Here is a 26,349-nt window from a genome sequence, read left to right on the forward strand (position 1 = left end):
GGAATGATCTGCATCAGTTCGAACAGCTTCATCTGATCGATCGGGTCGGGCAGCACTTTGGCGATGACCGCGACTTGCGGGAAAATGTCGGCATGGGTTGCCATCAATCCGTCGCGCACACCGGTCCAATGATTGAACCGATGATCGGAATTGCCGGCGCGGGCCTCTTCCTGCGCGTCGCGCCGGATCAGCGCCGGATCGAACGCGGCGATCCGCGGCTTGATCGCCGCCCAGGCCGCCTGCCCCGCGCGATCTTCGGACGGGCCGGTCTGAAAACTCCCCTTGTATTTGTTGGAGCGCGCATTGCCCGCGTTCTGGACACCGTTGGTCTCGGCAAAAAAGATTCCAAGGGCAATACGGCCAGCGACTTCCGCATTCGTCGCGTCGAGGCCCTTGGCGCGCGCGATCGCGATGCCAAGCGAAACGACATCCTTGAACGGCGTGTCGGAATTTTGCGCGTTCGCAGGCGGCGCATCCAGGATGTCGAACAGCTTGAAATATTCATCGAGCAGCCGCTCGTTGCCCGCCTCGAGATAGGCCGGCGGGATTTTGAATTTGTTGGGCTTGCCGATCCTGGACGGGTCGACATCGGTGAGATCCTTGTAGGCGCTGATCATCTCGTTGCGGGCGAGATAAAGCGGCTGTCCCGGCAGATTGGGCAGCGCCTGATGTGAATCGAGTTGCGCGCGTCGCTGGCGCAGCACCTGCTCGAATTTACTCAGGGCGGTCTGGTAGGCCGCAAGGCGTTCGCCCTGCCCGGGCCGATCGGGCGAGCTTGGTTGCGCGCAGGCCGCCTGCGCCGCGAGCAGCGCAACGAAGGCGGCGAACAGGCTTGCGGCGCGTTTCATCGTCTCATTCCATCTGCGATCGACATCGCCCGTGTTGACGACGAATTGGAGGGGAAGTGTGGCAGCAGCGACGGGCCGCGGCAACGGACCGGCGGCGCTAGAGGCAGCGCGTGGAAGCTCTTGCCGGACACAGTTCCAGCGCGGTCGTAATCGAGAACAGCACACGCACGTCGCGGCCGGGATTGTCGGGTGAGCGGTAGCTCAGCGGCACCGCGACGCCGAGATCGGCTTGCGTATTGTTGTTGAGGAAGAAGCGGACGCCGCCGCCGGCAGACACCAGCGAAACGCCGTCGGTGTACTTGAAGCCGGTATTCCAGGCGACGCCGCTGTCGATGAAGCTGTAGAGCTGATAGCCGGTGAGGAATTTCGAATTGAGCTTCTGGTCGAAGCGCAGTTCGAGCGAGCCGGCCATGCCGTTGTCGCCGCTGGTTTCAGCCGCGCCGTATCCGCGGCCGAACGCGGCGCCGCCGAGATAGAATTGCTGCGACAGATAGAGCGGGCCGGAGGCCGCCTGTCCGGCGGCCGCCACCTTGAGCGACCAGGCGTCCGCCAGGGTCTGGTAGCGGGTGAACCAGGCGTTGAACGCCGTGAACGTCGGCGAGGCGTTGGTGCGCGAGACGAAATCGTCGTTGTGGGACGAGGCGCCCAGAATGTCGAGGCCCTGACGCAAGGTCGCGGTCAGGTAGTTGTTGCCGCCGAAGCCGTCCTGCAGGCGGTAATCGGACGTCAGGCTGAGCGTTCGGATGCGATCGCTGTAGATCGGTCCGAACAGATCGCTTTCGGAAACGTTGCTGACGTCCAGGGCCGCCGTCAATGTCAGTGCCGAGCGCTGCGATTGCAGGGGCGCGAAGCTGGTGCGCAGCTGCAGCGCCTCCGTGACCGTGTTGTCGGCGAACGCATGGCGATAGTCGCCGGGCCACACCGTGCTGAAAATGCCCGATGCGCCGGCTCTCCAGCCGTCATTGCCGATCGGCGTGTCATAGGACAGGCGGACAAAGGCAAGCTCGCGCGGATCGCCGGGCGTGGTCGACAGATTGACCGCCAGCGTATCGCCCGGCGTCAAATAGGAGTTGAACGCCGCGGTCGCGTAGGTCTGCCACGGCCCGACGGCCGAGGCGCCGAGATTGTCGAGGCCAAAAGAAGTGTAGACATGCCAGGTCTTCACGAACACGGTCAGTCGAAAGCGGCCGCTGCCGTTGCCGATCTCCTCGAGCGTCGTGTCGGTGATGCGCACGCCGGGACGCGTGTTGATCAAAAGCAGCTTTCGCTCCAGGCTTGCCAGCCGTGACGGCTGCTCGGCCAGCAGCGGCGCCAGCATGGGACGCACGCCGAACTCCTCGGCGCCCTCGCCCTTCAGATCGATCGCGGTGATGCTGCCTTCGATCACCTGAACGCGGATGGTCCCACCCGCGATATCCTGCGGCGGAACGATCGCGCGACTGAGATGAAAACCTTCGTTGCGATAGATCTCGCTGATGGCCGTAGCGATCGCGGCAAGATCGGCCTGGGAAACCTTCCTGCCGATATAGCCGTGATAGGCCGCCGCCAACCGCTCGTGCGGGATCGCATTCGCGCCCGTGATCGCAACCCGGCGCAGCACAAACAGCGGCCTCGGATCGGCCGCGGCGGCTGCGCCCTCGGCCGGCCTCGGGATCGGCAGACGGGGTTGCTCGGCCGGCGTCCGTTCGGACTGGTTGTCGTTGAAGCGCTGTTCGATCTGTCTCGGATCGTAGGCCGGCGGGGTCGCCTGCTGTGCGCGCAGGGCCGGCGTCGACGCCAACGTCAGCAGGGCGGCAAATCCGAGGGCGAGCAGCGACCGCCGCTGGCCGGCCGATGGCTTGGCACGCCCGTAAGCTACGGGACGCAAATCGGAAATTCGCCCCGATAATCTCTGATCCATGAATTTTGATAGGATTATATGGTCAACGAACCGTTAACGGCGGCCTTAAGAACCGCCGGGTTTACTCACGCAATGTTGATTGTTTGCGCTTAGCCTCCGCTTTCTGAGGCTGAAGGGAAACAATCATGAGTATGACCCGTAACTGCCTGCGTGTGGTTCTGGCTGCGCTTGCCGTCGTGACGGCGTCGCAGGTGTTCGCCGCCGAGGGCGGCGTATGGTCGGTCAGCAAGTCATCCGGCGAGGTCTGGATTGGCAATGGCGACGTCCAGCAGGCGTCGCTGAAGGTAGAGGATCAACTCAAGCCGGGCGATACGATCCGCACCGGGCGCAACGGCCGTGTGCTGCTGGTGCGCGGCGAGGAAAGCATTCTGATTGCACCGAATTCGGTGGTCGGGCTGCCCACCGAGCAGAAGCAGGAACTCTCCACCACCATTGTCCAGCGCGCCGGCTCGATCCTGCTCGAGGTCGAAAAGCGCAACGTCAAGCATTTTGAAGTCGAGACGCCTTATCTCGCCGCAGTGGTCAAGGGCACGCAATTCCGCGTCTCGGTCAATGCCGGCAACACCAAGGTCGACGTCATGCGCGGCCAGGTCGAAGTCGCCGACTTCAAATCGGGCCAGATCGCGCAGGTGATGCCGGGCCAGAGCGCAACCGTATTCCAGCACGGCAAAGCGGGCCTGTCGCTCAGCGGCGCCGGCACCTTCAATCCGATCGAACAGGGCAAGCCTCGTGCGCCTTCGGTCGACCGCATTCCGGTGCCGAAAGGCGGATGGTCCGGCCAGCGGACCGCCGGCCACGTGACCGGACCCGGCACATTGCGAATTCACGCCGCGCTCGGCGAAGTGAAGCTCGACTTCCACAAAGTCACCCATGGACTGGCCCGCGCCTCGGGCGCAGTCGCGAGCACGAGCCGAAACATCGTCAACAACAACACGGTCTGGGGCAGTGGCCCGTCAGGCGGCGTATCGACCGAGGCCAGCGCGAGCAGCAACGGCAATAGCAGCTCGAACAGCGCCTCGTCGACCTCGGCCGCGGTCGCTGCCGCGACCAATGCCGGCAGCGCCAACAACGGTAACGGCAACAACAACGGCAACGGCAACCCGGCCAATGGCAATGGCAACGGCAACGGCGGGGTCGGCAATGGCCATGGTATCGGCAACAGGAAGCACTGACGCGAAAGGATGTCCCGATGCCGAAGTTCGCAGCATTTTTCGAAAGCACGTTTCGAACTTCGGCTTTGAAGGACACTGGTAAACTTTTTGATCGAGTGCGGCTTGGTTCAGAATCCGCATGACGAACTCGCGGCCACAATGATGCGGACTTCTGAACGCCGCACGAGCTGACGACGGCTACGGCCGTCGGGGGGACGGGGCAATTGAAGCGAATACGGCCACATGCTCTGGTCGCAGCGGTCTTGACGATCGTGGTCGTCGGCGGCTGGCACAGTGGATTGCGCCATGTGCTCGCTGACCTGCGCTTCGCCTGGCAGTCGCACCCCTCGAGCAGCGACATCGTCATCGTCGCCATCGACGCGCCGTCGATCGAGCAGATCGGCGTCTGGCCGTGGCCGCGGCGGCTCCATGCCGAGCTGGTACGGCAGCTCGAACGGGCCGGCGCCAGCGATATCGTATTCGATGTCGATTTCAGCACGCCCTCGGATGCGGTCTCCGATCAGTTGTTCCTCGATGCCTTGAAGGATGCCGGCGGATCGGTGGTGCTGCCCTCGTTCCGCCAACCGGGTCCGGAAGGCACGACCTTCTTCAACCGCCCCTTAAGCCTGTTCCGTCCCTTTGCCTGGTCCGCGGTGGTCAATGTCGCGATCGAGCCGGACGGGCTGGTGCGCTATTATCCGTTCGGCCAGAAACTCGACGGCGAATTCCTGCCTTCGATGGGCGCCGTTCTCGCCGGCGAATACGACGATCGGCGCGGCTCCTTTGTCATCGACTTTGCGATCCAGCACCAGAGCATTCCCCGCGTTTCCTTTGTCGACGTGCTGAACGGCCGCAACGGTACGCTGGAGCGGCTCAAGGGCAAGAAGGTTATCATCGGCGGCACCGCGCTCGAACTTGGCGACCGCTTCAGCATCCCGAACGGCGGCATCGTTTCCGGACCAGCGCTGCAGGCGCTGGCGGCGGAATCGATCCTGCGCGGCCGCATCCTGCATTGGACCTCGGCGACGACGACGTTGATCACGCTCTGCGCGCTGATGTCAGCGATGATGTTGTCATGGCGGATCTTGTCGGCCGGTAAGCGCGTCGCCGTGCTCGCGGCGATCGCCGTCGTCGTCGAGGCGGCTGCCTATCTGCTGCAGACGCGATATCCGCTGATCCTCGATACCTCGCTGCTGCACATCGCAGTTGCCGTCTACATCTTGGCGATCGGGCTCGACGAGATCGACGTTCGCGATCTGCTCGGCCGCATTGCCGAGAACCGGTTCCAGCGTATCGCGATGTCGCTCGGCGACGGCCTTGTCTGCACCGATGCGGATTATCTGATCTCGGTCTGGAATCCCGGCGCCACCGCGATTTTCGGCTACAGCTCGGCCGAGATGATCGGCCAGCCGTTCGACACGATCTGTGCGGCGGCGACCGACGCCGATCCCGCATTCTCAATCCATAACGTGCATGCGCTGGCGCTCGGCCAGGTCGTCGAATTTCAGGCACGCCGCCGCGATGGCGAGGTGTTTCCGGTCGAGGCCAGCTTCTCGCGCTGGCAGGGCGAGGACGGGCTGCAGTACGGCGCCATCCTGCGCGACATCTCGGTTCGCAAGCGGGAGGCGGAAAAGATCCGTTATCTCGCCGAATACGATACGCTGACCGGCCTTGCCAATCGCCACACGCTCGAGACGAAGCTGGCCACGCAGATCACGGCCGCTCAGGCCGGGCACGGCGAGGTCGCGCTTCTGATCGTCGGGCTCGACGGCTTCCAGCAGATCAACGATCTGCTCGGCCATTCCAACGGCGATCGCATCCTGCGCGCGGTCTCCGACCGCCTCAAAGACGAAACGGCCGACGTTCTCGTCGCGCGGCTGAGCGGCGATGAATTCGCGATCGCCGTTGCCGGCCCGGAGGCGATCGAACGCGCCGGCGCTATGGCCAAACGCATCCTGGCGAGCTTCGACAAGCCGGTCGTGACCGGCAACCTGTCGCAGCGCGTCCGCCTTTCGATCGGCGCCGCCATATTCCCGGTCGACGCCAGCCATGTCGACGAATTGTTGTCGAACGCCCACCTGGCGCTGCGCCGCGCCAAGTCGACCCGGCGCGGCGGCTGCGTGCGGTTCGAAGCCGCGATTCGCGAGGAAGTCGAGACGCGCCTGATGCTCGAGGCCGAGCTTGCCACTGCAGTCGAGCGCAATGAGTTCGAACTGTTCTACCAGCCCCAGATCCATCTCGGCAGCGGCGAGCTGGTGGGCGCGGAATCTCTCATTCGCTGGCGCCATCCGGTGCGCGGCCTGATCTCGCCGGCCGAGTTCATGCCGGTGGTGAATACGTCCTCGATTTCGGAACGCATCGCGCAATGGGTGCTCGAGACCGCTTGCCGTCAGGCGCGAGTCTGGGAGCAGACCGGGCGCGCCTTGCGCATCGGCGTCAACCTCTCGCCCTCGCAGCTTCATTCCGGCGATCTTGCCAAATCGGTCTCCGACGTGTTGGCCAAGACCGGCCTCACGGCCTCGCTACTCGAGCTTGAAGTGACCGAAGACATCTTGTTGCTCGACGAAGCCAGGGTGCTCGCGACGTTCGAGCAAATCCAGAAGCTCGGCGTGCGCCTCGTGTTCGACGACTTCGGCACCGGTTATGCGAGCCTCAGCTACCTGAAGAAATTCCCGCTCGACGGTCTGAAGATCGACCGCTCCTTCGTTCGCGACCTCCTGACCAATCCCGACGATGCCGCGATCGTCAGTTCGACGGTCACGCTCAGTCACCAGCTCGGTCTTTCGGTGATCGCCGAAGGCATCGAGAACAGCGCCACGGCCGATCTTCTCGCCACCATGGGCTGCGAAGAGGGCCAGGGCTACTTCTTCAGCCGGCCGGTGCCGGTCGCCGAATTCGAGGGCCGCTTCCTCGCTCTCGATACTGCTGACGGCCGGCTCGCGGTCCAGTCCGCATCCTGAGCGAAAGGCTCCTCAGGGGACGCATAGCCCGCCGCGTTTCGCCCTGCCCTTGTTGTGATAGCCTGCACGGCCAAAGCCCGTGTGCGCGAGCGAAAAACAACAGGGAGGAATTCGAATGAAGGCGCTGATCACCGCAAGCCTGCTGCTAACGGCAACGTGTCTTGCCCAGCTCTGCCTTGTCCCACCTTCCCTGGCGCAGGAAACCGTACCGCAGATCGCCTTCGATTCCGTGCCGGACTTCCCGAAACTGCCGGACGGCATGAATTTCGGCGAGGTGCCCGGGGTTGCCGTCAACTCCAAGGGCCACGTCTTCGTATTCACGCGCTCCAACAGCGCGAGCGGCCCGGCCTATGCGCCGACCGCGGCACAACTGCTCGAATTCACCGCCGAGGGCGATTTCATCCGCGAGATCGGCAAGGGACTATATGCCTGGGCCTTCGCGCACAGCGTACGCATCGACAAGGACGACAACATCTGGGCCATCGACAAGGGCTCGGACATGATCGTCAAATTCAATCCGGCCGGCCGCGTGCAGTGGGTGTTCGGCCGCCGCAAGGAATCTCCCGACGGCGCCAAGCCGTGGGAGCACGTCAACCCGCCGCTGCCGCCGATCGACGGCCTGTTCCGCGAGCCGACCGACATCGCCTGGGACTCGCGCGGCAATACCTACATCTCCGACGGCTACATCAATTCGCGGATCGCCAAGTTCGACGCCCACGGCCAGTGGGTGAAATCCTGGGGCGAGCCCGGCACCGGGCCCGGCCAATTCCATCTGCCGCACGCCATCGCCATCGACAACAACGACAACGTCTATGTCGGAGACCGCTCCAACCACCGCATTCAGGTGTTCGATACCGACGGCAAATTCCTGCGGATGTTCTCGATCGATGTGCCGCCGGATCTGACGACGCGCGCGGTCTACGGCAACACGCCGAGCGGCGAGCGCCTCAGTCAGGTGATCGGCGCGCCGAATGCGATCTGCATCACGCCGGGCCCGAACCAGGTGATGTTCGTCGGCGAAACGACCTTCCCCGGACGCATCTTCAAAGTCGCCCTCGACGGCAAGGTGCTGGGCGTGATCGGCAAATCGGGGCGCGAACTGAAGGAGTTTTCCGGCGCCCACGGGCTTGCCTGCCCGTCAGAAAATCTGATCTATGCGGCCGAGACCGCCAACTGGCGGGTGCAGAAGCTGATCCTGCATTGAGCCGTGCCAGATCCGGGAGAAAGTCAGCTCAAAAGAACCCTGGGCGCATCACGCGCCGCGTTTAGGCGTGGCGATGATGGTGGGACCTGGCCGGCCAGACCAGCGGCATCATCCAGTCGAAAAACTGGCGACAGCGCATCCCGATCCGCGCCGTCCCTATGTCGGTGGCAAAGATCGCGGCGCGAAGCCCACCAAACAGGACGAGGATGAGCAGTACTTTTGTCGTCTCGTTTGTCATCTCGACACCGCCCCGAGGCCAGCCGCTTTCAATGAACTATTAATGAAGCCGGCCGATCTGCGGTATTCCGCGCGATTCCTTACTGAAAAGTCCCTAAGTAGGATCACGTAATACTTTTGGCAGGTGATCATTTCCGTGAACCGGCGGTCGCGCGCGCCCGTGGGCCGGAGCGCAATTCAGGACGAAGTTCCGCAAGCGCAGGGCCGCGCTAGGCACCCAGGAAGTGTCCGCCAATGTCGTCGACGTCCAGCGCGGCGCGACTGAAACCGGTACGGCATCTTCGCAGGTGCTGTCGGCAGCCCAATCGCTGTCGCACGAAAAGCAATCTTCCTGCGGTTCGATGCCGGGAAGTTCCTGGATACGGTGCGCGCCGCTTGATAACAGCGGGAGGGCCTTATGATGTCGGCCTGTGACCCACGACGACCGCTACGATCCTCGTGGAATGCACAATCGAACGTCCGGTCGACGTGCTGCTGCGCCGTCAATTGAAGAGGTGATCCATCGAAGTCCGCCGGACGTTTCTTGGTCCAAGAGGTGATCCAACGTTCCGGCTGCAGAATGCCCGTCTATGTCTCGGTTACAGGTTTTCGTCCAAACGGCTGGCTTTCGCTTCCGGCGTTTTGGTGGCGCACGCTGAGATCGCTCAATCAGGCCCGCACGGCTCCAGGAATCGTGCAGGTCGAGGCGCGAATAATCGACGGCAACTATCACACCATGACGGTCTGGAACGATAAAGCGAGCATGCACCGCTTTGTCACCAGCGGCGCTCATCGGAACGCGATGAAAAATTTCCGCTCGCTGGGTAGCGGAAAAACATACGGCTTTGTCGTCGATCAAGTGCCCGACTGGAGCTTGGCGTACAGCCTGTGGCGCCAACATGGCAGGAAAGTCTGAGATCGCAGCTTGCAGCCTTGACTTCCTATCAGGATCACTGGCGCGGGGCTGAAACGGCCTTCACGGGATGTGGACGCTTTGGCGATGCGAGCCGGCTTCCAGGTCAAGCCGCCGCTGATCGCTTGATCTGAGTCAACCCATGGGGCGCGAATTTGCGCGAATAAATACCGCGTTTTATGTCCTGCTCCATGAGTTCAGGAGCCTAACCCTCATCTATGAAGGAGGAGACATGGCTACCGTTTTTATTGAGGCGCGCCCGAAGGGCAGGTCTGAAGGAAGTCCGATTACCGACTACATCGTTGAAGACCACGCGGATCATCCGCTTGGAACATTTGGGACCCAGCGCGAAGCGATTGCGTGGGCGCAACGGAATGGTCATTCCCCTCACGTCGCCCGCGTTCGCCACCTCAATGACAAGAAGAAACCCGATCTCTGGCGCGCGGTGTAGGGCAGGACTGACCGAGCAACTCTGGCGGTGATTTGCCTCTGCCTCGTCGGGCAACACCGCGAGCCAAGTCTCGACCCAGCCGCCCCTGCTCGCTCGCCATGAACCGCAGGCAAACTGCCGGCCACGCTGGTTACAAAAACAAGAAACCCGCCCAACCCATCGGTTGAGCGGGCATCGCGCGCCTTCCAGTACATCCGTGGAAAGGCGCAGTTCGCTTAGGCCAGCGAAAGATTGGCCGCACTGACCTTGCCGCGCATGCGGTCGGTCTGGATCTCGAACGTCACTTTCTGTCCCTCGGCCAAGCCGGAAAGCCCGGCGCGTTCGACCGCGCTGATGTGCACGAACACATCATTGCCGCCGTCGTTCGGCTGGATGAATCCGAAGCCCTTTTGACCATTGAACCACTTCACAGTACCTGTCGTCATTCTCTTCTCCAAAGCGCACATGCGCAATCTCGCGCGGCGATCGCGCGATTCAATTCAACTTCGTCGATGTCTTTGGAAAAGGAGCCCGCGGGCGCATTCAACAAGGCACAGCGGCTGATCGAACAGATGCAATATATACTCTTTCCACCATATTACAAGCGCAACGACACCGTAGCGCCGCGCCTATAGGCGTTGCTGCTCAGCCAAGGTCGAGCAGGCGTCGGCGCGCGACGTCGTCCTATCCAAGCTCGAACGTCGTCACGCCGAATATCCGCTCGGTTCGCAGCGGGGCGATTGCGCCGGTGTACATGCGCGCTGTCTCGAACACTGGCGAAAGTCCTATGCTCTTTGCCAGAGCGACCGCTTCGGAATTGACGCTGGGTACATCGAGGAAAATCTCGGCACCGCCGATCGCAGCCAGCAACGCCGACAGCACCGCTTCGGCCGCCGCGCGATCGTCGGCAACCAGCGGGCCGATTTTCCTGCCCTGCCGGCAGGGGCGGATCACGCCCCACCCTGCGAGCTGGCCGTCACGCAACAGCGCACGCCCGATATGGCCGGACGAAGCGATCCAGGCACGCAGAAAGCGCGTGCGCGGCGCGGGAAACACGGTGGCGTCCGACGCCTCCACCATCGCAAAGGGAACGTCGCCGAGCGCGACGACGCCTGCCTTCGGTGCGTCCATTCGCGCAGCTATGCCGCCGTAGCGGATATTGGCGTAAGCCAGCGCAAAGCCGGATTTCCTGTAGTTGGCCTGTTGCGCCACGACGCCGTCCAGCCCGATCACGCGCGCGCCGGCATGCGCGATGGCCTCTCGCCAGATGCGAAGACCGTAGCCCCGCCCGCGCAAATCCGGGCGCACGATGTAGAAGCCGAGAAAGGCGAAGCGGTCGTCGTAATTGACGCAGGAGATGGTCGCGACCGGCTCGCCTTCGAGTTCGCCGACGAGGAAGCCTTCGCTGTCGACCGTCGTGAAGCAGGCAGCATCGGCGAGGCCGGGATTCCACCCCTCGGCCGCGGCCCAGTCGACGGCAAGCGGGACTTCGTCGGGACCAAGCGTGCGGATGCGCAAACCGTCTGTTGCGGATCTTGTCATACCCGATCATGCCGCGCTTGATGCCGGTATCTCAAGTGTCGAATCTGCAACCGCTGCGGCCTCGGTTGAATCGCGACTGCTCGCGTTCTTCGTCGCGCAAGCTGCCACGAACTTCGGAATCGGGACCCTAGCTGTAGGCCCATACGATGGTGAAGAAGACGGCACCGTCGATAGCTGCGGCCAGGACGGAGAGCATCAAGGCAACCATCGCCTCAGTCGCATAGGATCGCGCGACGCGGACAGGAATTTCTGTCGGCATGGATACCTCCCGCGGCATCCCAAATCCCGATCAAGCCCCTCGGGGCTCTTTCGAGCCCCGAGGTCTACGCTTCAAATCGATTATCCCTCGTGCGCCCAGATACTCATCTTGCGGGTCTCAGGCATCAGGAACAGGCTCAAGACCAGGCACACCGCAGGCACCGCGATCGGGTAGATCAGCGCATAGGCAAGACTGCCGGTCGACTGATATGCCGCCGTGGTGATGAACGGCACCAGGCCGCCGCCCCAGCCATTGCCGATCATGTAGGGCATGGAGACCGCCGTGTAGCGAATCCTGCCCGGGAAGAACTCGGCAAGAAACGCACCGATCGGTCCGTAGACCATCCCCACATAGCAGACCAGAATGGCGACGATCAGGACCGCAATCGGCATGTTGACGGCGCCGGGCTGGGTCACGGACCCGAGCCACGAATACAGCGGATAGTAAGTCAACGCCGCAAGCAGGAAGCCGCCCAGGATGACGGGTTTTCGTCCGATGATGTCCGACAGCCATCCGAACAGCACCAGCGACGGGGTGCCGATCACGAGGCCAATTCCGACGATGAAGGAACTCGTCAACGTGTCCACCTTGGAAACCGTCTGCAGGTAGAACAGCGCCCAGAACTGGCTCGAGTACCAGACCACGCCCTCGCCCAGCACCACGATGGTGGCGATCACCACGTATTTCAGATTCTGTGGATTGAGAAAGGCGTCACGCCAGGGATTCTTGCTGGTGATCCCCTTGGCCTTGATCTCGGCGTACACCGGCGACTCCTCGAAATTGGATCGCATGTAGAGCGTCACGAGGACCAGCAAGAACGAGAATAGGAAGGGAATGCGCCACGCCCATGCATTGAACACGGCCTCGCCGAAATAGGAGCGTGTCGCAATGATCACGATGAGCGACAGCACGATCCCCAGCGTCGGCGAGGTCTGCAGCCAACCTGTATAGTAACCGCGCCGTTCGTCCGACACGTGCTCGGCAACGTAGGTAATGGCGCCGCCATAGGAGCCGCCCAGGCAAAGACCTTGCAGCATGCGCAGGCAAAACAGGATGATCGCGGCACTCAAGCCGATCTGCTCGAAGGTCGGAATCAATCCGATGGCGCCGGTGCCCAGCGCCATGCCGACCAGCGTCATGATGAAGGTGTATTTGCGACCCACCCGGTCGCCGAGCCAGCCGAACACGAATGCACCGATGGGGCGAACCAGGAAGCCCGCGGTGAACAGCGCGATCGTCGAGAGCAGCGCCGCAACAGGATGGCTTTTCTCGAAGAATTTGACCGACAATATGGTCGCCAAACTCCCGAAAATATAGAAATCGTACCACTCGATAACATTTCCGCCGGCCGCGGCCATGATCACGGTCCGGAAGTTTTTCGGAACTGATTTAGCTTGATCAATCGCTATTTGAGCCATGCATATCTCCCTGAAATCATCGGTTGCATGAGGATGCCGCCGAGGTGAAACGCGCCCGCGATATCGGCTTCTCTTTCTTGTTTTTATTCAAATGAGGTTCGGCTTCGCGCCAACGACGCGCTTTGATCTCGATCAAGGGCCGTTTAAGACTTTTAGCGGAAGCCGCGAATGCGCATTGGCCGCGCGATTGCTGCGCTGCCGCGAGTTCTATCGGTTGGGACTGCAATTCTCGCCGCGTCCTTGGGCGGCGAATGTCGGTCTTCTGTCGAAGCGTCAACGCGACGGTGTTCAGGCTTTCGACGCAGTGGTATATGGCTTCGGGGGAAATTGGGGATGCTCAAGGCTCGAAGACGCAAGCAGTTCATCGACGTCAGCCGGGGCGATCAAGTCATTACATCGCTCGATTTTGTGAAACGGTCGCCATTTTCCCTCGACGGGCAAGAGTACATGGCCAAGGCGACGAGCTCGCTTGGTCTGTCATTTTCACTGTTTCGCGGCGATGAGGCCGTCGTGGCCGAGAAGACAACGTCGATTCTGACCGATGCCCGGCAAATCGAGCACGACGGCAGAACCTGGCTGATGAAGCCAGCACATTATTTCGCAAAAACGTTCAACGTTCTGTCCGATAGCGGCGCAAAACTCGGCGCCATCGTGCCTGCCCGATATTTCTTCCCGCTGTCCGACATCACCCTCGACCTGCCGGACGACGTGCCAACCCCGGTACAGGTGTTCATGCTGTGGCTTGCCGTGCATTCCTGGACGGCCGACACGGGTGGTGGCACCTGAGCAGTCTTTGGCGTCCTGATGGACAAAAAGGCCCGTCCTTGTTGGTGGTCCTCTTAATTCTAACTTTCGCGAAAGTGGCCGCTGAGGGGTGATTTGCCCGACGGGCAAATCACCCGCGCGCTCTTCCGACCGCGTGTCCAGCCTCTCGCGCAAAAATAAATCGCTTCGCGGTTTGGTAGAAACAGCCTTAGTGATTCCGGCTGTCCCCGCCCTCACGAGGGGCGTTTCGCGATCGTCACGAACGTTGGGCGCGGGATGCGGTGGACGCTTGTCGTGGCGCAGACGACGTCACGGGAGCGGACGGCAAAGTCGTGTGGGCCTGATATCCCGACGCTGATATCCGGTGCAACGCGTAAAGCGTTGTCACCCACGGAGACAACAAAGCCCGGTCTCCGGGGCGAGCACGAAGGAAACCGTTAAAACCATGCGCGTGCGGGAATGCCGGATCGTTTCGGCAAGCCTGTGGTGACTAACTCGTGTGTTTACTTTTTTACACACGAGGCTGCGGGTGCGCCAAGCGCCCGGCATTCCCCACGCCCTCTGCGGGCGGCGAGCGAGAACGATGCGAACCCGGTCGCATTTTGCGGGGCGGGAAGCGCGGAGGTGTGTCTGGATCTCATGCCGAGCAGTTTTTTCTTCGGTCATTCCGGGGCGCGCCTTGGCGCGAGCCCGGAATCCATCGCGCCTCAAAAATTCCTGGAGTCAATGGATTCCGGGCTCGCCCTATCGGGCGCCCCGGAATGACAGCTGTTGACGAGGCGTTAACGTGGCCCAAACGACGGTTAGGCGGTTCATCCCGCTACCTAAGTGCGACAAGAACCGGCTGGACATGTCGGCCGCCTGCGCTAGTGTTTCACCCGACCGGTTAATAATAAGGCCGGCGCCACCAAGGGAGAGGGACGTTGACAATTCGCCGAACCATTGCGTTTTTTGCCGCCGCCGCGGTGCTGTTCGTTGCCGGCCCGGCCGCCGCGCAGACCACCATCACCGTGTGGTGGAGCAAGGGCTTCTACAAGTCCGAAGACGACGCGCTGATCGCTGCCATCAAGAAGTTCGAGGCCAAGACCGGCATCAAGGTCGAATTATCGCAGTACGCGATCCAGGACATGATTCCAAAGACTGTCGCGGCGCTGGATTCCGGAACCGTTCCGGACGTCGCCTTCTCCGATTCCTACGATGTGCAGGCGCAGGGCAAATGGGCCTATGAGGGCAAGCTGGAGGATCTCTCCGACATCCTGCTGCCGATCAAGGGCGCCTTCGCGCCGAACACGCTGGAAACCACCTATCTCTATAACGACCAGACCAAGAAGCGCGCTTATTACGGCTTTCCGCTGAAGCAGCAGAGCATGCATGTGCAGATCTGGAAGGATCTCTTGGAGAAAGCCGGCTTCAAGCAGAGCGACATTCCGACCAAGTGGGAGGACTACTGGTCGTTCTGGTGCGACAAGGTGCAGCCGGCGATCCGTAAAGCGAGCGGACAGCGCATCTACGGCATCGGCCAGCCGATGGGCGTTGAATCCACCGACTCGTTCCAGTCGTTCTACACTTTCATGGACGCCTATAACGTCCATCTGGTCGATGACGACGGCAAGCTCCTGGTCGACGACCCCAAGGTCCGCGACGGCCTGATCAAGGCGCTGAAGGACTATACCGACACCTACATCAAAGGCTGCACGCCGCCCTCCTCCACCACCTGGAAGGACCCCGACAACAACGTCGCCTTCCACAACAAGACGATCGTGATGACGCACAACTTCACGATCTCGATCGCGGCGAAGTGGTTCGAGGATTCCACCAACCCGGCGCTGACGGACGAACAACGCGCCGCCGGCAAGAAGGCCTATGAAGAAGACATCATCACGGCTTCGTTCCCGCACAAGCCGGACGGCGGCGTGATCAAGTATCGTTCCGACGTCAAGACCGGGCTGATCTTCACTGCCGCCAAACATAAAGCCGAAGGCAAGCAGTTCATCAGCTTCCTGCTGCAGGAAGAAAACGTGCGGCCCTATATCGAGGGCGCGCTCGGCCGCTGGTTTCCGGTGACGACGGCGAGCCAGGCGAGCCCGTTCTGGCAGGCCGATCGCCATCGCAAGGCGGTCTGGACCCAGTTCACCGGCGGCACCCAGCCGTTCGACTTCACCAAGAACTGGAAGTTCACGATCCTCAACAATGAAAATGTGTGGGCGAAGGCGATGAACCGCGTCGTCAGCGAGAAGGTGCCGGTGGAGAAGGCGGTCGACGAACTGATCGCGCGCATCAAGGAGGTCGCGGGGTAGAGCGGCTTCGTGTCCCGGACGCGGCGCATCACGAGAGTGGTGCGACGCAGATCCGGGACCCAGGAAAATGACGACGCAAGATGGACCCCGGCTCGGCAGCGCACCGTTTCACGGTGCGCAGCGTCCGGGGAACGCAGGATAGAGCACGACAAGCAATGGCGATCACGATCTCAGCATCCGACGTACCAGGCGCCCCGCTCTCGCCGCGGCTGTCGGCGCCGCAGGTGTGGGGCATCCTGCTGATCGCGCCCTATCTGCTCGTGTTTCTCGCTTTCGTCGTCTATCCGGTCGGCTATGGCTTCTGGCTGGCGCGGCATCCCTCAAGCTATGTCGCACTGGTCAACGATCCCATTTTCACCCGCGCCGCCGTCAACACGCTGATCTTCCTTGTCATCGGCATTAACCTGAAAATGCTGATCGCGCTGTTTCTGTCCGGCTTCTTCGTGCAGCAGCGCGCCTGGATCAGATGGCTGTCGGTGATCTTTATCCTGCCCTGGGCGGTACCATCGATCCCAACCATTCTTTCGGTGCGCTTCATGCTCAATCCGGAATGGGGCGTGGTGAACCAGCTGATCTTCAAGTTCACCGGCGATGACGGGCCGAACTGGCTGAACGATCCAGCGGTGGCGCTGGCGATGGCGATCGGCGTCCACATCTGGAAATCGCTGCCGTTCTGGACGCTGATCCTGATGACCGGGAGATTAGCGATCTCGCAGGATCTGTTCGAGGCCGCCGACGTCGACGGGGCCAACTGGTGGCAGAAATTCCGCTTCATCACCTGGCCGTCGATGCAGGCGCTGTATCTCACCTGCACCTTGCTCTCGATGATCTGGACGCTCGGCGACTTCAACAGCGTCTATCTGTTGACCGGCGGCGGCCCGGCCGATCTGACCCATGTGCTCTCGACGCTCGGTATTCGCTATCTGCGGCTCGACCAGCTCAATCTCGCGATGGCTTCGATCGTCTGCGCGATGCCGCTGGTGTTGCCGCTGGTCTATTTCATGATGAAGTGGTTGTCGCGATGAAGCTGCCAACCTTGCGCGAAACAGCAACCGAGGCGCGGCTGATCCTGATCGGCATTCCCGTGCTGATCTGGACCATGATTCCGATCTATCACATGTTCCTGTTCGCGATCTCGCCGAAGGAAGACGCCTTCTCCGGCAAATTGTGGCCCGAGCACCCGACCCTCCACAATTTCGAGATCGTATTTCACCAGCAGCATTACTTCCTGCGCGACTTCTGGGTTCAGTTCGGCAATTCGGCGCTGATTGCGGCCTCCGCCGGCGCGCTGACACTGATGATCGCCACCGCCGCCGCATTCTCGATCTCGCGGCTGCGCGTGCCCGGCGGGCGCGTCGTGCTCAACCTCGCGCTGTTCACCTATTTCATTCCGGCGGCGTTCCTCGCCGTGCCGATGTACCGCACCATGGGCAATTACGGCCTGCTCAACTCCCACTGGTCGCTGATTCTGGCGATGGTGACGATCGCATGCCCCTATGCCATCTGGGTTTTGAAACAGGCGTCCGACAAGCTGCCGGTCGAACTCGATGAAGCCGCGATCATGGATGGCGCGACACCGCTGCAGATTTTCCGCCTGGTCTACCTGCCATTGATGATGCCGTCGCTGGTGGCGATCGGCACTTATGCCGTGCTGCTCGCCTGGAACGAATATCTTTATGCATTCCTGCTGCTGTCGAACGACCGCGACATCACGCTGCCGGTGGCGCTCGGCAACTTCCTGTCCGCCGACGATTCGCCATGGGAACTGTTGATGACGACCGGCTTCATCTACGCGCTGCCGCCGGCGGCGATCTACTACGCGTTCCGCCGTTACATGGTCGGCGGACTGACCGCGGGCGCGGTGAAATCGTGAGAAATGCGCAGTCATTCCGGGATGGTGCGCCAGCACCAGACCCGGAATCACAAAAGTGTCACAACGGCGCGGCGCTCTTGCCCCGCGCATCGGAGATTTTCGAGGCCAGCGACGCCGCCACGATCACGAGCGCGATCAGCGCCACCACCAGGGTGCAGATCGCATTGATTTCCGGTTTGACGCCGAGCCGCACCTCCGAATAGATCCGGATCGGCAACGTCGCCGAGCCCGGACCGGTGGTGAAGCTCGCGATCACGAGATCATCGAGCGAGAGCGTGAAAGCGAGCATCCAGCCGGCCGCGAGCGACGGCAGGATCAGCGGCAGGGTGACGGAGAGGAACGCATGCGCCGGTGCGCAGCCGAGATCCATCGCGGCTTCTTCGAGGCTATTGTCGAGGGCGCCGAGCCGCGCCTGCACCACGACGGCGACGAAGCACATCGTCAGTGTGGTGTGCGCGATGACGACGGTCCAGAAACCGCGCTCGGCGTTGACGGCAACGAACAGCAGAAGCAGCGAAAGCCCTGTTATCACTTCCGGCATCACCAAGGGCGCATAGAGCATGCCGGAGAACAGCGAGCGTCCCCGGAAATTGGCGCCGCGCGACAGCGCGATCGCCGCAAGCGTGCCCAGGATCGTCGCCAGCGTCGCCGACGTCGCCGCGACGCGCAGGCTCATCCAAGCGGCGTCGATCATCGCGCTGTCATTGAAGAACTCGCCGTACCATCGCAGCGACCAGCCGCCCCACACCGTCACCAGCCGCGAGGCGTTGAAGGAATAGATGATCAGGATCACGATCGGCAGATAGAGAAAGGCGAGCCCCAGCGCCAGCGCTGTGATGTTGAAACGGCTGAGCCTGTTCACCGCCCGCGCCATCAAGTCCGCTCCAGCTGCCGACGCTGCAGGCGGTCATACAGCACCAGCGGCACCACCAATAGAAGCAGCAGTACCACCGCGACCGCCGATGCCACCGGCCAGTCCTTGTTGGTGAAGAATTCGAGCCAGAGCGTCTGGCCGATCATCAGCGAATCCGAACCCGCCAGCAGATCCGGAATGACGAACTCGCCGACGATCGGAATGAAACAAAGCAGCGCGCCGGCGCCGACACCGGGCAGCGACAAGGGGAATGTCACCTGCCAGAACGCCTGGCGCGGCGAGGCGCCGAGATCGCTCGCTGCCTCGAGCAACGCCGGGTCCAGTTTGGAGAGCGTCGCGTAAAGCGGCAGGATCATGAACGGCAGATAGGAATAGACGATGCCGAGATACATCGCCCCATCGGTCGAGAGCCAGACCACCGGCGTCGAGACGATATGCAGCGCGAGCAGGACCTGATTGAGCAGGCCATCATGCTGCAAAATGTTGATCCAGGCATAGATGCGGATCAGAAACGAGGTCCAGAACGGGACGATCACCAGCATCATCGCGACGGCCTGCCAGCGCGGCGACAGACGCGCCATGCCGTAGGCGATGGGATAACCGATCAGGAGCAGGATCGCGGTGGAAATCGCAGCGACGGTCAGGCTGCGCAGATATGAAAGGACGTAGAGGTTGTCGGAGAGCAGCAGGCGGAAATTGTCGAACGAGAGCGCGCCAAAAGCCTCGCGGATGGCGTCCCCGCCTTGGACGAGGTTGAACACCGGCGTGTAGGGTGGCTGCGCGATCGCGGTCTGCGACAGGCTGATCTTCAATACGAACAGGAACGGCACCAGAAAAAACAGCGCCATCCAGAGATAGGGCGCGATCGCGACCAGCCGCGCCGGGCGGGTAAAGATCGCGCGGCCGCTCATTGCTCGAGCACCACGCAATCGTCCGGCGAGAACCATGCCACGACGCGCTGTCCCGCCGCATAGGCGTCAATGTCGAGCCGGGCGGTGTTGGCAACCGACGACCGCAGCACCGCGCCGCTGTCGAGCTTGACCTTGTAGCAGGTGACGCCGCCGAGATAGCCGACATCGGTCACCACCCCTTCGAGGCGGTTCATCGCGCGGATGTCTTCGGACGCCGGCGCCCGGCGCGACAACTTGACCTTTTCGGGACGGATGGCGACGCAAACATCGGTCCTCGTCAGCGCCTGGCGCGGCTCTGCGACATGGAGCGTTCCGGCCTCATTGGTTGAAATGGCCATGCGCCGCGCCATCGTCGGATAGTGCTCGCCCGCCGTTTCGAGCTTGCCCGCGATGAGGTTGATGTCGCCGACGAATTCGGCGACCCAGCGCGAGCGCGGCGCTTCATAGAGTTCGCGAGGGGGTGCGACCTGTTGCAGGCGGCCGGCGTCCATCACGCCGATTCGGTCTGCCATCGTCATCGCTTCCTGCTGATCGTGGGTCACGATGACGAAGGTGAGACCGAGCCGCCGCTGCAATTCCGTCAGCTCGATCTGCGTGCTTTCGCGCAGCTTCTTGTCGAGCGCGGCAAGCGGCTCGTCGAGCAGCAACAGCTGTGGACGCCGCGCCAGCGAGCGCGCCAGCGCCACGCGTTGCCGCTGCCCGCCGGAAAGCTGGTCCGGCTTGCGCTTCTCCATGCCCTCAAGTTTGACCAGCGCGACCATTTCGGCGACGCGCGCATCGATCTCAGCCGACGCCATGCGAGCGCGCTTCAGCCCGAACGCAATGTTGTCGCGGACGCTTAAGTGCGGAAACAGCGCATAACTCTGGAACATCATATTCACCGGACGCTGATGCGGCGGCATCTGCACAATGTCCCTGCCGTCGAGCAGGATGCGGCCGGCGTCGGGCGTCTCAAAACCGGCGAGCATCCGCAGCAGTGTGGTCTTGCCGCACCCGCTCGGGCCCAGCAACGCGAACAACTCACCCCTGTGAATGTCGAGCGACAGCCCATCCACGGCACGGAATCCGCCGAACGTCTTGACGACAGCATCAATGCGCAACAGCGGCGTGCCGGACGCGGCCGGCAATTCGGTCGCCGGGGAAGCCGCGTCAACCGCGGTCTTCGCAATGTCGTCGTTCATGGTCTCAGCCCGCCCATAGTGGCGGCAAGCTAGCGGTGGATCGGCCGCGGCTCAAGAGAGCAGCGGGTGCGCCGCCATAAACGCCGCCAGGCGTTGGCGGTCGGCCGGCTCCATGGTCAGCCCCAGCTTCGAACGGCGCCAGAGAATATCATCGGGAAAGCGCGCCCACTCTTTGGTCATGAGATAGCGAACCTCCGCCGCCGTCAGCTCCGGCCCAAAGCTCTCGCCGAGATCGCTCTTCTGTTTGGCCTCGCCAAGCACCTCGCCGAGCCGAGAGCCATAGGCCGAGACCAGGCGTAGCGCCTGATTAGGGTTCAGGAATTTCCAGCGCTCGCGCGCGTTTTCCACCTCGGCCTCGAAGTTCTGGGGCGCAAAATCGCCACCCGGAAGGGCGGCTTGCGCACTCCAAGGCGGCGACATCGGATAAAATGGCGCAAGACGGGAGACCGCGCGCTCGGCTCGCAGGCGAGCCGTCGTGATATCGCCGCCGAAGATCGTCAGAAGCGGCGCCCTGCGCCGGCGTGCATCGAACGTCGTCGTGCCCTCGCGGGCAAATCGCTTGCCGGGACGCCCCGTGACGAGATTGACGCCGGCTACCGACCTGATCACGTCGGATGTATCGATGTGCTCGCGGAAATACCGGTTGGCCGCGTCGCAGAGATAACTGACTTCATTCGCCGACATCGACACCGCCGCCGGATCGCCCTTGAAGCTTCGGGCAATGCTGCCGATCATGGTGAAGTCGCGCTGATAGGGACTGGCGAACACCAGCCTTCGATCCGCGTTCTGCAAAACGTAGACGTTGTCGGTGTCGAACAGGCGGCGGACGACGATCTGGCCGAGCTTGACGAGGCTGGCCCGCGGCGGCGCCACCCGCAGCACGGTCTCCGCGACCGTCGCGGCCCAGGCGCCTGCAGCGTTCGCCAGCGCCCTTGAAGTGATCACATGACGATGGCCGCGATCGATCACCACGAGCCGCCAGACATCACTACGGTCGGCGCGCACGCATCGCGCGCCGGTGCGGATCTCGGCGCCTCGTTCCGCGGCATCTCTCGCACTCGCAATCACAAGCCGGGTGTCGTCAACCAGGCAGTCCGAATAGCCGAAAGCCGTACCAAAAGGCCGCTGCAACGCATCGCCGATCGGATGATGGGTGATATCGATCGCGGCCGAACACGGCAGGCTATCCGGCGGCGCCAGGCGGTCGTAGACCAAGAGCCCAAGCCGAAGCAGCCAGGGTGGGCGTTCGTCGGAATGGGCTGGAATCACGAAACTTGCGGGACGGACCAGATGCGGCGCGATCCGCATCCAGGTATCTCGCTCGGCGAGTGCCGCGCGGGTACGGCGAAAGGCCCTGCGCTCGAGCACTGCCAGATCACCCTGGATCAGGCGTCCGCCAGCGGAAGAGGCCGCACCGCCGAGGTCGCCTTGCTCGATCAGAAGGACCCGCAGGCCACGGCCGGCAGCCTCCCGCGCCACGCTGACGCCGTTGATCCCACCGCCGATGATCGCAAGATCGTAGTCCGCCATACGCTACAACGCCCGATTCGCGACGCTAGTGGTTCGATTCTAACATTTGCATCCCTTCTCAGCAGTCAGTATTGCAAATGTTAGAATCGAAGGACCTCTAGCAAACACGGGTATCTAGTGGAGTTTTGGATTTGACATTCGCTTTGAATCGGCGACTCGGCGGCGAGCGAATGTCAAATCCACTCTACTAGCTATAGCGTGACCTGGCTTGTGCTTGACGGAAATGGCGCAAGAATGAACCGGTTTCGAATTAACCGGTTTTGCGCGCCGGCCGGGAGGTCTCGCTGGACGCGCGGCCGATGAGCCCGTCGTACTGCTCGATGGGAAGCGGCTTCCCAATGAAATAGCCCTGCACCGCGTCGCAACCCTCCTCGGCGAGGAAAGAGAGCTGTTCCTGGGTTTCGACGCCTTCGGCGACAATCGACATTTCCAGACCGTGGCCGAGGCCGATCACCGCGCGCACGATCGCCGCCGACTGCGGGTTACGTCCCAAATTCATGACGAAGGCGCGGTCGATCTTGATCTTGTCGAACGGGAAGGCCTGCAGGTAGCTGAGCGAAGAATAACCGCTGCCGAAGTCGTCCATCGAGATGCGGACCCCTAGCCCCTTCAGCCGACGCAGCAGCGATAGGCCGCGATCGAAATCCTCGATCAGCACGCCTTCGGTGATTTCAAGCTCCAGCCGCCCGGGCACGAGACCGGTCTCCAGCAGGATCGAATGCACGAGGCTGACGACGTCGCCATGCATGAATTGCGCCGGCGATAGATTGACGGCGACCTGCAAAGGCACCGGCCAGGAGGCCGCCTCGCGGCAAGCTTCGCGCAAAATCCACTGGCCCATCTCGAAGATCAGACCGCTTTCTTCCGCCAGTGGAATGAAATCGGACGGCGGCACAAAGCCGCGTATGGGATGTTTCCAGCGCGCCAGCGCCTCAAATCCGATGATCTGGCCATTCCCCGCACCCAGACGCGAGGATGCCTGCGGCTGATAGTAGAGGGAAATTTCGCCGTTCTTGATCGCGGTCGAGAGGTCCTGATGCAGGACGCGCCGGTCGCGGATCTGCTGGTCCATTTCCGGCTCATAGATGCTGATCGTGCCGCGCGATTTGGCCTTGGCACGCGATAGCGCGGCGCCGGCATTGGCGAGCAGAGATGCGGCGTCGCGCCCGTTGTGCGGGAAGATCGAAATGCCGGTGGTAGCCCCGGTGCGAACCGATTTGCCGTCAATGACGAACTCCTTGGCTAGCGCCTCGGCGATCTGCTCCGCCAGCAGCATGCCGGCGATCGGCTGCTTGCCGTCGATGATCAGGCCGAACGCGTCGCCCGACAACCGCGCCACCACGCCACCGCGCGCGGACGCCTGCATGCGCTGGGCCACCTCGATCAGGAGCTTATCGCCCACCGCATGACCGAACACGTCGTTGACTTCGTTGAGACCGTCGAGGTCGATCGAGAGAACGGCGAACTCCTCCTCGGCCTCGGTGCAGGCCTCGATCATCTGCGTCAATGCCTGCAGGAACGCCGCGCGGTTCGGCAGATCGGTCAGGCCGTCGTGATAGGCCATGTGGGCCATGCGCGACTCGGTCTGACGGCGGTCGGTGACGTCTTCGTGGGTCTTGATCAGATATTGCGGCTCGCCGGCGCTATTGAGCACGGTGACACGCCGCGTCAGGAACAGCCGCAGGCCGTCCTTGGTGCTGATCGGATGCTCTTCGGTGAGCGGCCGCCGCCCTTTGAGCGCGGCCTCGTCGCGCGCGACGATCAGCCTGGCCTCACGTTCGTTGAAGATTTCCGCCGCGGTCAGCCCGGCCACCTCTTCACGGCGGCGGTTGAGGATAGTTTCCGCGCTGCGATTGGCCAGCAGATAGCGGCCATCGCTTGCCCGTTCGACCGTCAGCGAGACGGGAATATTGTCGACGACGAGTTCGAGGAACTTCTTGGTGCTCTCGAGCTCCTGGGAAAGCACGTGGCGATCGGTGACGTCATCGAACAGCGCGACCAGGAATGCGGGCTCATTCTTGTCATTGCGCGCGATCACGCGACTGCTGGCAAGCACCCGCTTGCGCGAGCCGCGCTCGACCACGAATTCGTTGTTGAACGCACCATCGGCCGTCAGCGCGGCGCGGTCTGCGGCCTCGATGCTGGCCGCCGTATCGGCCGTGAAAATCTCGTCCGCGCGCTTGCCGACGATGAAGTCGCGCGAGAAGCGCGAGAAACGCTCGAATGCGCGGTTGGCGAAGATGTAGCGGCCGTCCTCGATGTTCTTGGCCGCCACGCAAACCGGAATGTTTTCAAGCACCGACTCGAGGAATTGCTTGGTGGCCGCCAGTTCGCGCGACAGCTCCCGCTGTTCGCTGCAATCCTCGTGCGTGGTGATCGACCCGCCATTCGACAGCGGAAAGTGCTTGACGTGAACGGATTGGCCGTTGGGCAGTTCGGTGATGAGCCCTTCGGGCTCGACGGCCTGCGCATAGAATTCGTCGACGCTGACGTCGAGCACTCCGCGCTGCAGACGCAATTCCAACAGCTCCCTGCCCGACATCTCGCGCGGGATGTCCGAGCGGGAAAGGCCGTAAATTTCGAGGTAACGATCGTTAAGGAAGACAATCTTTTGCCGAGGGTTGGTGATCACCACGCCCTGCTTCAGATTGTTCAGCGCAGAATTAATGAATGCATTCCGGCGCAGTTGCGACCGCTTGAAGCGCCGCAGCGTCACCATCACCCACAGGCCCAAAGCGACCAGAAAGGAGCACAGCACAAGACCGCCCAGCAGCGCTTCCGAAACGTAATAGGGATTGGCCGTTTCCAGATATCCCACCAGGCTGGATCCGAGATCGGACGAGGCTACGGCCCAAAGCGACGCAGCCAGGCACAACATGATTCCTGCCGGAATCATGATCCCGCCGCCTGCCTGCCAGTTCTTGTCAGCCATCGGTCACCCGCCGGATTACTGGCCGGAGTTTCTGGCTTCACGGGTTTGGATCAGGTAAACGCGTACCCCGGACCGGCATCTTTGCCTCCGGAAATTGCGGCAATTGCCGGGACATGATTAATGGATCACTAACGATTTAGGCCGGCAAACTTCCGGAACAAATCCAAAGAGTTGCCCGAACGAACAGGTTACAACCAAAATCAGCGGTCAACCGGAGCAGCCAACACACAAGTTGCAAATCGGTATCCTCCCCGCCGCTTGGATCAGTCAGCCAAATCCGGATCAGATTCTTACATGGAAAAAGTCGAGTGCGTCGTCGTCGGTGCGGGAGTGATCGGCCTTGCCGTCGCACGGCGGCTAGCCCAAAGCGGCCGCGAAGTGATCGTGCTGGAGGCGACTGAAGGAATCGGCACCGTCACCTCGTCCCGCAACAGCGAAGTCATTCACGCCGGAATCTACTATCGCGCCGGCAGCCTGATGGCCCAGATGTGCGTCAGCGGCAAGCAAGCGCTTTACCGCTATTGCCGCGAACAAGGCGTGCCCTTTCGCAATTGCGGCAAGCTGATCGTTGCTACGAAGCCAAGCGAGACCGAGAAGCTCGCTTCGATCAGGGCGCATGCCGAGGCCAACGGCGTTACCGACCTGCAGACGCTTTCGGGTGAAGCCGCGCGCGCGCTCGAGCCGGCGCTGGCCTGCGAGGCTGCGCTGCTGTCGCCATCGACCGGTATCATCGACAGTCATGCTTACATGCTCGCGTTACGCGGCAACGCCGAAGACGCCGGCGCGGCCTTTGCGTTTCACACCCCGCTGCTCGGCGCGCGAGCCCGTCAGGGATGCATCGAGATCGATGCCGGCGGCGAGGCGCCGATGTCGCTTTCTTGCAAGCTTCTGATCAACGCCGCCGGGCTTGGCGCCACGATGGTTGCGCGCAGCATCGACGGCATGCCGGTCGACAAGATCCCACCTTCCTATCTCGCAAAGGGTAACTATTTCGCCTGTTCGGCCCGCGCGCCGTTCTCGCGCCTGATCTATCCAGTGCCGGAGCCCGGCGGGCTCGGCGTTCACCTCACGCTCGATATGGCCGGACAAGCGCGGTTCGGCCCCGACGTCGAATGGGTCGATCATATCGACTATGCGGTCGACCC

Annotated in this window: 22 protein-coding genes and 1 pseudogene; 11 read left to right on the forward strand and 12 right to left on the reverse strand. The window is 62.3% G+C overall.

Features of this window, described 5'->3' with window-relative positions:
• Positions 1 to 848, reverse strand: an 848-nt coding sequence (locus VFL62_RS21240) for a hypothetical protein (RefSeq protein WP_325174351.1), incomplete at its 3' end; no start/stop codon positions are given.
• A gap of 97 nt (positions 849 to 945) precedes the next feature.
• A complete protein-coding gene (locus tag VFL62_RS21245; RefSeq protein ID WP_414644803.1) occupies positions 946 to 2,748 on the reverse strand; it encodes a ShlB/FhaC/HecB family hemolysin secretion/activation protein in 1,803 nt (600 codons plus the stop codon).
• 125 nt (positions 2,749 to 2,873) lie between these two features.
• On the opposite strand from VFL62_RS21245, the gene VFL62_RS21250 reads away from it, so the two are divergent.
• From VFL62_RS21250 to VFL62_RS21260, 3 genes are all read left to right on the forward strand, one after another.
• Entirely contained in the window at positions 2,874 to 3,920 is a 1,047-nt protein-coding gene (locus VFL62_RS21250; protein WP_325174352.1) for a FecR family protein, read from the forward strand.
• A gap of 203 nt (positions 3,921 to 4,123) precedes the next feature.
• Complete coding sequence (locus tag VFL62_RS21255) at positions 4,124 to 6,859, forward strand: EAL domain-containing protein (protein WP_325174353.1); 2,736 nt, start codon at positions 4,124 to 4,126, stop codon at positions 6,857 to 6,859.
• A gap of 115 nt (positions 6,860 to 6,974) precedes the next feature.
• Complete coding sequence (locus tag VFL62_RS21260) at positions 6,975 to 8,063, forward strand: peptidyl-alpha-hydroxyglycine alpha-amidating lyase family protein (protein WP_325174354.1); 1,089 nt, start codon at positions 6,975 to 6,977, stop codon at positions 8,061 to 8,063.
• 61 nt (positions 8,064 to 8,124) lie between these two features.
• On the opposite strand, the gene VFL62_RS21265 is transcribed toward VFL62_RS21260, so the two are convergent.
• Positions 8,125 to 8,301 (reverse strand): hypothetical protein, encoded by a 177-nt coding sequence (locus tag VFL62_RS21265; protein WP_325174355.1) that lies wholly within the window; start codon positions 8,299 to 8,301, stop codon positions 8,125 to 8,127.
• Between the two features lie 196 nt (positions 8,302 to 8,497).
• On the opposite strand from VFL62_RS21265, the pseudogene VFL62_RS21270 reads away from it, so the two are divergent.
• From VFL62_RS21270 to VFL62_RS21280, 3 genes and pseudogenes are all read left to right on the forward strand, one after another.
• Positions 8,498 to 8,679, forward strand: a pseudogene (locus tag VFL62_RS21270) (methyl-accepting chemotaxis protein); the annotation flags it as partial.
• Positions 8,680 to 8,859: 180 nt separating this feature from the next.
• Positions 8,860 to 9,195 carry a hypothetical protein gene (locus VFL62_RS21275; RefSeq protein WP_325174356.1) on the forward strand — a complete coding sequence of 112 codons (336 nt, stop codon included), beginning with the start codon at positions 8,860 to 8,862 and terminating at the stop codon, positions 9,193 to 9,195.
• Between the two features lie 229 nt (positions 9,196 to 9,424).
• A complete protein-coding gene (locus VFL62_RS21280; protein WP_325174357.1) occupies positions 9,425 to 9,643 on the forward strand; it encodes a hypothetical protein in 219 nt (72 codons plus the stop codon).
• 215 nt (positions 9,644 to 9,858) lie between these two features.
• On the opposite strand, the gene VFL62_RS21285 is transcribed toward VFL62_RS21280, so the two are convergent.
• From VFL62_RS21285 to VFL62_RS21300, 4 genes are all read right to left on the reverse strand, one after another.
• Positions 9,859 to 10,068 (reverse strand): cold-shock protein, encoded by a 210-nt coding sequence (locus tag VFL62_RS21285; protein ID WP_325174358.1) that lies wholly within the window; start codon positions 10,066 to 10,068, stop codon positions 9,859 to 9,861.
• A gap of 238 nt (positions 10,069 to 10,306) precedes the next feature.
• Positions 10,307 to 11,164, reverse strand: coding sequence for a GNAT family N-acetyltransferase (locus VFL62_RS21290; protein WP_325174359.1), 858 nt, complete (start codon positions 11,162 to 11,164; stop codon positions 10,307 to 10,309).
• A gap of 127 nt (positions 11,165 to 11,291) precedes the next feature.
• Positions 11,292 to 11,423: a hypothetical protein gene (locus tag VFL62_RS21295; RefSeq protein ID WP_325174360.1), complete on the reverse strand. Its 132-nt coding sequence runs from the start codon at positions 11,421 to 11,423 to the stop codon at positions 11,292 to 11,294.
• A gap of 80 nt (positions 11,424 to 11,503) precedes the next feature.
• Positions 11,504 to 12,781 carry an MFS transporter gene (locus tag VFL62_RS21300; protein ID WP_325174361.1) on the reverse strand — a complete coding sequence of 426 codons (1,278 nt, stop codon included), beginning with the start codon at positions 12,779 to 12,781 and terminating at the stop codon, positions 11,504 to 11,506.
• 393 nt (positions 12,782 to 13,174) lie between these two features.
• Between VFL62_RS21300 and VFL62_RS21305 the strand changes: the two genes are divergently transcribed.
• From VFL62_RS21305 to VFL62_RS21320, 4 genes are all read left to right on the forward strand, one after another.
• Entirely contained in the window at positions 13,175 to 13,627 is a 453-nt protein-coding gene (locus VFL62_RS21305) for a hypothetical protein (RefSeq protein ID WP_325174362.1), read from the forward strand.
• Positions 13,628 to 14,535: 908 nt separating this feature from the next.
• Positions 14,536 to 15,903 carry an ABC transporter substrate-binding protein gene (locus VFL62_RS21310; RefSeq protein ID WP_414644804.1) on the forward strand — a complete coding sequence of 456 codons (1,368 nt, stop codon included), beginning with the start codon at positions 14,536 to 14,538 and terminating at the stop codon, positions 15,901 to 15,903.
• A 155-nt stretch (positions 15,904 to 16,058) separates the two neighbouring features.
• Positions 16,059 to 16,928 (forward strand): sugar ABC transporter permease, encoded by an 870-nt coding sequence (locus tag VFL62_RS21315; protein WP_325174364.1) that lies wholly within the window; start codon positions 16,059 to 16,061, stop codon positions 16,926 to 16,928.
• Entirely contained in the window at positions 16,925 to 17,776 is an 852-nt protein-coding gene (locus VFL62_RS21320; protein WP_325174365.1) for a carbohydrate ABC transporter permease, read from the forward strand. The genes VFL62_RS21315 and VFL62_RS21320 overlap by 4 nt, the downstream gene beginning before the upstream one ends.
• 58 nt (positions 17,777 to 17,834) lie before the next feature.
• Here the strand turns inward: VFL62_RS21320 and VFL62_RS21325 are convergent, their stop codons facing one another.
• The 5 genes from VFL62_RS21325 to VFL62_RS21345 all read right to left on the reverse strand — a co-directional run bounded on the left by VFL62_RS21325 (position 17,835) and on the right by VFL62_RS21345 (position 25,204).
• On the reverse strand, positions 17,835 to 18,650 hold the full coding sequence (locus tag VFL62_RS21325; RefSeq protein WP_325174366.1) for an ABC transporter permease: 816 nt from the start codon (positions 18,648 to 18,650) through the stop codon (positions 17,835 to 17,837).
• Positions 18,650 to 19,561: an ABC transporter permease gene (locus VFL62_RS21330; protein ID WP_325174367.1), complete on the reverse strand. Its 912-nt coding sequence runs from the start codon at positions 19,559 to 19,561 to the stop codon at positions 18,650 to 18,652. Before VFL62_RS21330 ends, VFL62_RS21325 begins: the two co-directional genes overlap by 1 nt.
• Positions 19,558 to 20,742 (reverse strand): ABC transporter ATP-binding protein, encoded by a 1,185-nt coding sequence (locus tag VFL62_RS21335; RefSeq protein ID WP_325174368.1) that lies wholly within the window; start codon positions 20,740 to 20,742, stop codon positions 19,558 to 19,560. The genes VFL62_RS21330 and VFL62_RS21335 overlap by 4 nt, the downstream gene beginning before the upstream one ends.
• 51 nt (positions 20,743 to 20,793) lie before the next feature.
• Positions 20,794 to 22,272 carry a glycerol-3-phosphate dehydrogenase gene (locus VFL62_RS21340; RefSeq protein ID WP_325174369.1) on the reverse strand — a complete coding sequence of 493 codons (1,479 nt, stop codon included), beginning with the start codon at positions 22,270 to 22,272 and terminating at the stop codon, positions 20,794 to 20,796.
• 250 nt (positions 22,273 to 22,522) lie between these two features.
• The gene (locus tag VFL62_RS21345) at positions 22,523 to 25,204 is read right to left on the reverse strand and encodes a sensor domain-containing protein (RefSeq protein WP_325174370.1); all 2,682 of its coding nucleotides are present in this window, start codon (positions 25,202 to 25,204) and stop codon (positions 22,523 to 22,525) included.
• A 294-nt stretch (positions 25,205 to 25,498) separates the two neighbouring features.
• Here VFL62_RS21345 and VFL62_RS21350 point away from each other — a divergent pair.
• The coding region (locus VFL62_RS21350) for an NAD(P)/FAD-dependent oxidoreductase (RefSeq protein ID WP_325174371.1) at positions 25,499 to 26,349 on the forward strand (851 nt) is incomplete at its 3' end.

The organism is Bradyrhizobium sp. (assembly GCF_035701725.1).
Lineage (GTDB): Bacteria > Pseudomonadota > Alphaproteobacteria > Rhizobiales > Xanthobacteraceae > Bradyrhizobium.

Excerpts from the sequence above, each read along its gene's own strand:
- VFL62_RS21245 (WP_414644803.1), bottom strand. The coding sequence starts at position 2,748 with ATGGATCAGAGATTATCGGGGCGAATTTCCGATTTGCGTCCCGTAGCT.
- VFL62_RS21250 (WP_325174352.1), top strand. The coding sequence starts at position 2,874 with ATGAGTATGACCCGTAACTGCCTGCGTGTGGTTCTGGCTGCGCTTGCC.
- VFL62_RS21260 (WP_325174354.1), top strand. The coding sequence starts at position 6,975 with ATGAAGGCGCTGATCACCGCAAGCCTGCTGCTAACGGCAACGTGTCTT.
- VFL62_RS21265 (WP_325174355.1), bottom strand. The coding sequence starts at position 8,301 with ATGACAAACGAGACGACAAAAGTACTGCTCATCCTCGTCCTGTTTGGT.
- VFL62_RS21275 (WP_325174356.1), top strand. The coding sequence starts at position 8,860 with ATGCCCGTCTATGTCTCGGTTACAGGTTTTCGTCCAAACGGCTGGCTT.
- VFL62_RS21280 (WP_325174357.1), top strand. The coding sequence starts at position 9,425 with ATGGCTACCGTTTTTATTGAGGCGCGCCCGAAGGGCAGGTCTGAAGGA.
- VFL62_RS21285 (WP_325174358.1), bottom strand. The coding sequence starts at position 10,068 with ATGACGACAGGTACTGTGAAGTGGTTCAATGGTCAAAAGGGCTTCGGA.
- VFL62_RS21290 (WP_325174359.1), bottom strand. The coding sequence starts at position 11,164 with ATGACAAGATCCGCAACAGACGGTTTGCGCATCCGCACGCTTGGTCCC.
- VFL62_RS21295 (WP_325174360.1), bottom strand. The coding sequence starts at position 11,423 with ATGCCGACAGAAATTCCTGTCCGCGTCGCGCGATCCTATGCGACTGAG.
- VFL62_RS21300 (WP_325174361.1), bottom strand. The coding sequence starts at position 12,781 with ATGGCCGCGGCCGGCGGAAATGTTATCGAGTGGTACGATTTCTATATT.
- VFL62_RS21305 (WP_325174362.1), top strand. The coding sequence starts at position 13,175 with ATGCTCAAGGCTCGAAGACGCAAGCAGTTCATCGACGTCAGCCGGGGC.
- VFL62_RS21315 (WP_325174364.1), top strand. The coding sequence starts at position 16,059 with ATGGCGATCACGATCTCAGCATCCGACGTACCAGGCGCCCCGCTCTCG.
- VFL62_RS21320 (WP_325174365.1), top strand. The coding sequence starts at position 16,925 with ATGAAGCTGCCAACCTTGCGCGAAACAGCAACCGAGGCGCGGCTGATC.
- VFL62_RS21325 (WP_325174366.1), bottom strand. The coding sequence starts at position 18,650 with ATGGCGCGGGCGGTGAACAGGCTCAGCCGTTTCAACATCACAGCGCTG.
- VFL62_RS21330 (WP_325174367.1), bottom strand. The coding sequence starts at position 19,561 with ATGAGCGGCCGCGCGATCTTTACCCGCCCGGCGCGGCTGGTCGCGATC.
- VFL62_RS21335 (WP_325174368.1), bottom strand. The coding sequence starts at position 20,742 with ATGAACGACGACATTGCGAAGACCGCGGTTGACGCGGCTTCCCCGGCG.
- VFL62_RS21340 (WP_325174369.1), bottom strand. The coding sequence starts at position 22,272 with ATGGCGGACTACGATCTTGCGATCATCGGCGGTGGGATCAACGGCGTC.
- VFL62_RS21345 (WP_325174370.1), bottom strand. The coding sequence starts at position 25,204 with ATGGCTGACAAGAACTGGCAGGCAGGCGGCGGGATCATGATTCCGGCA.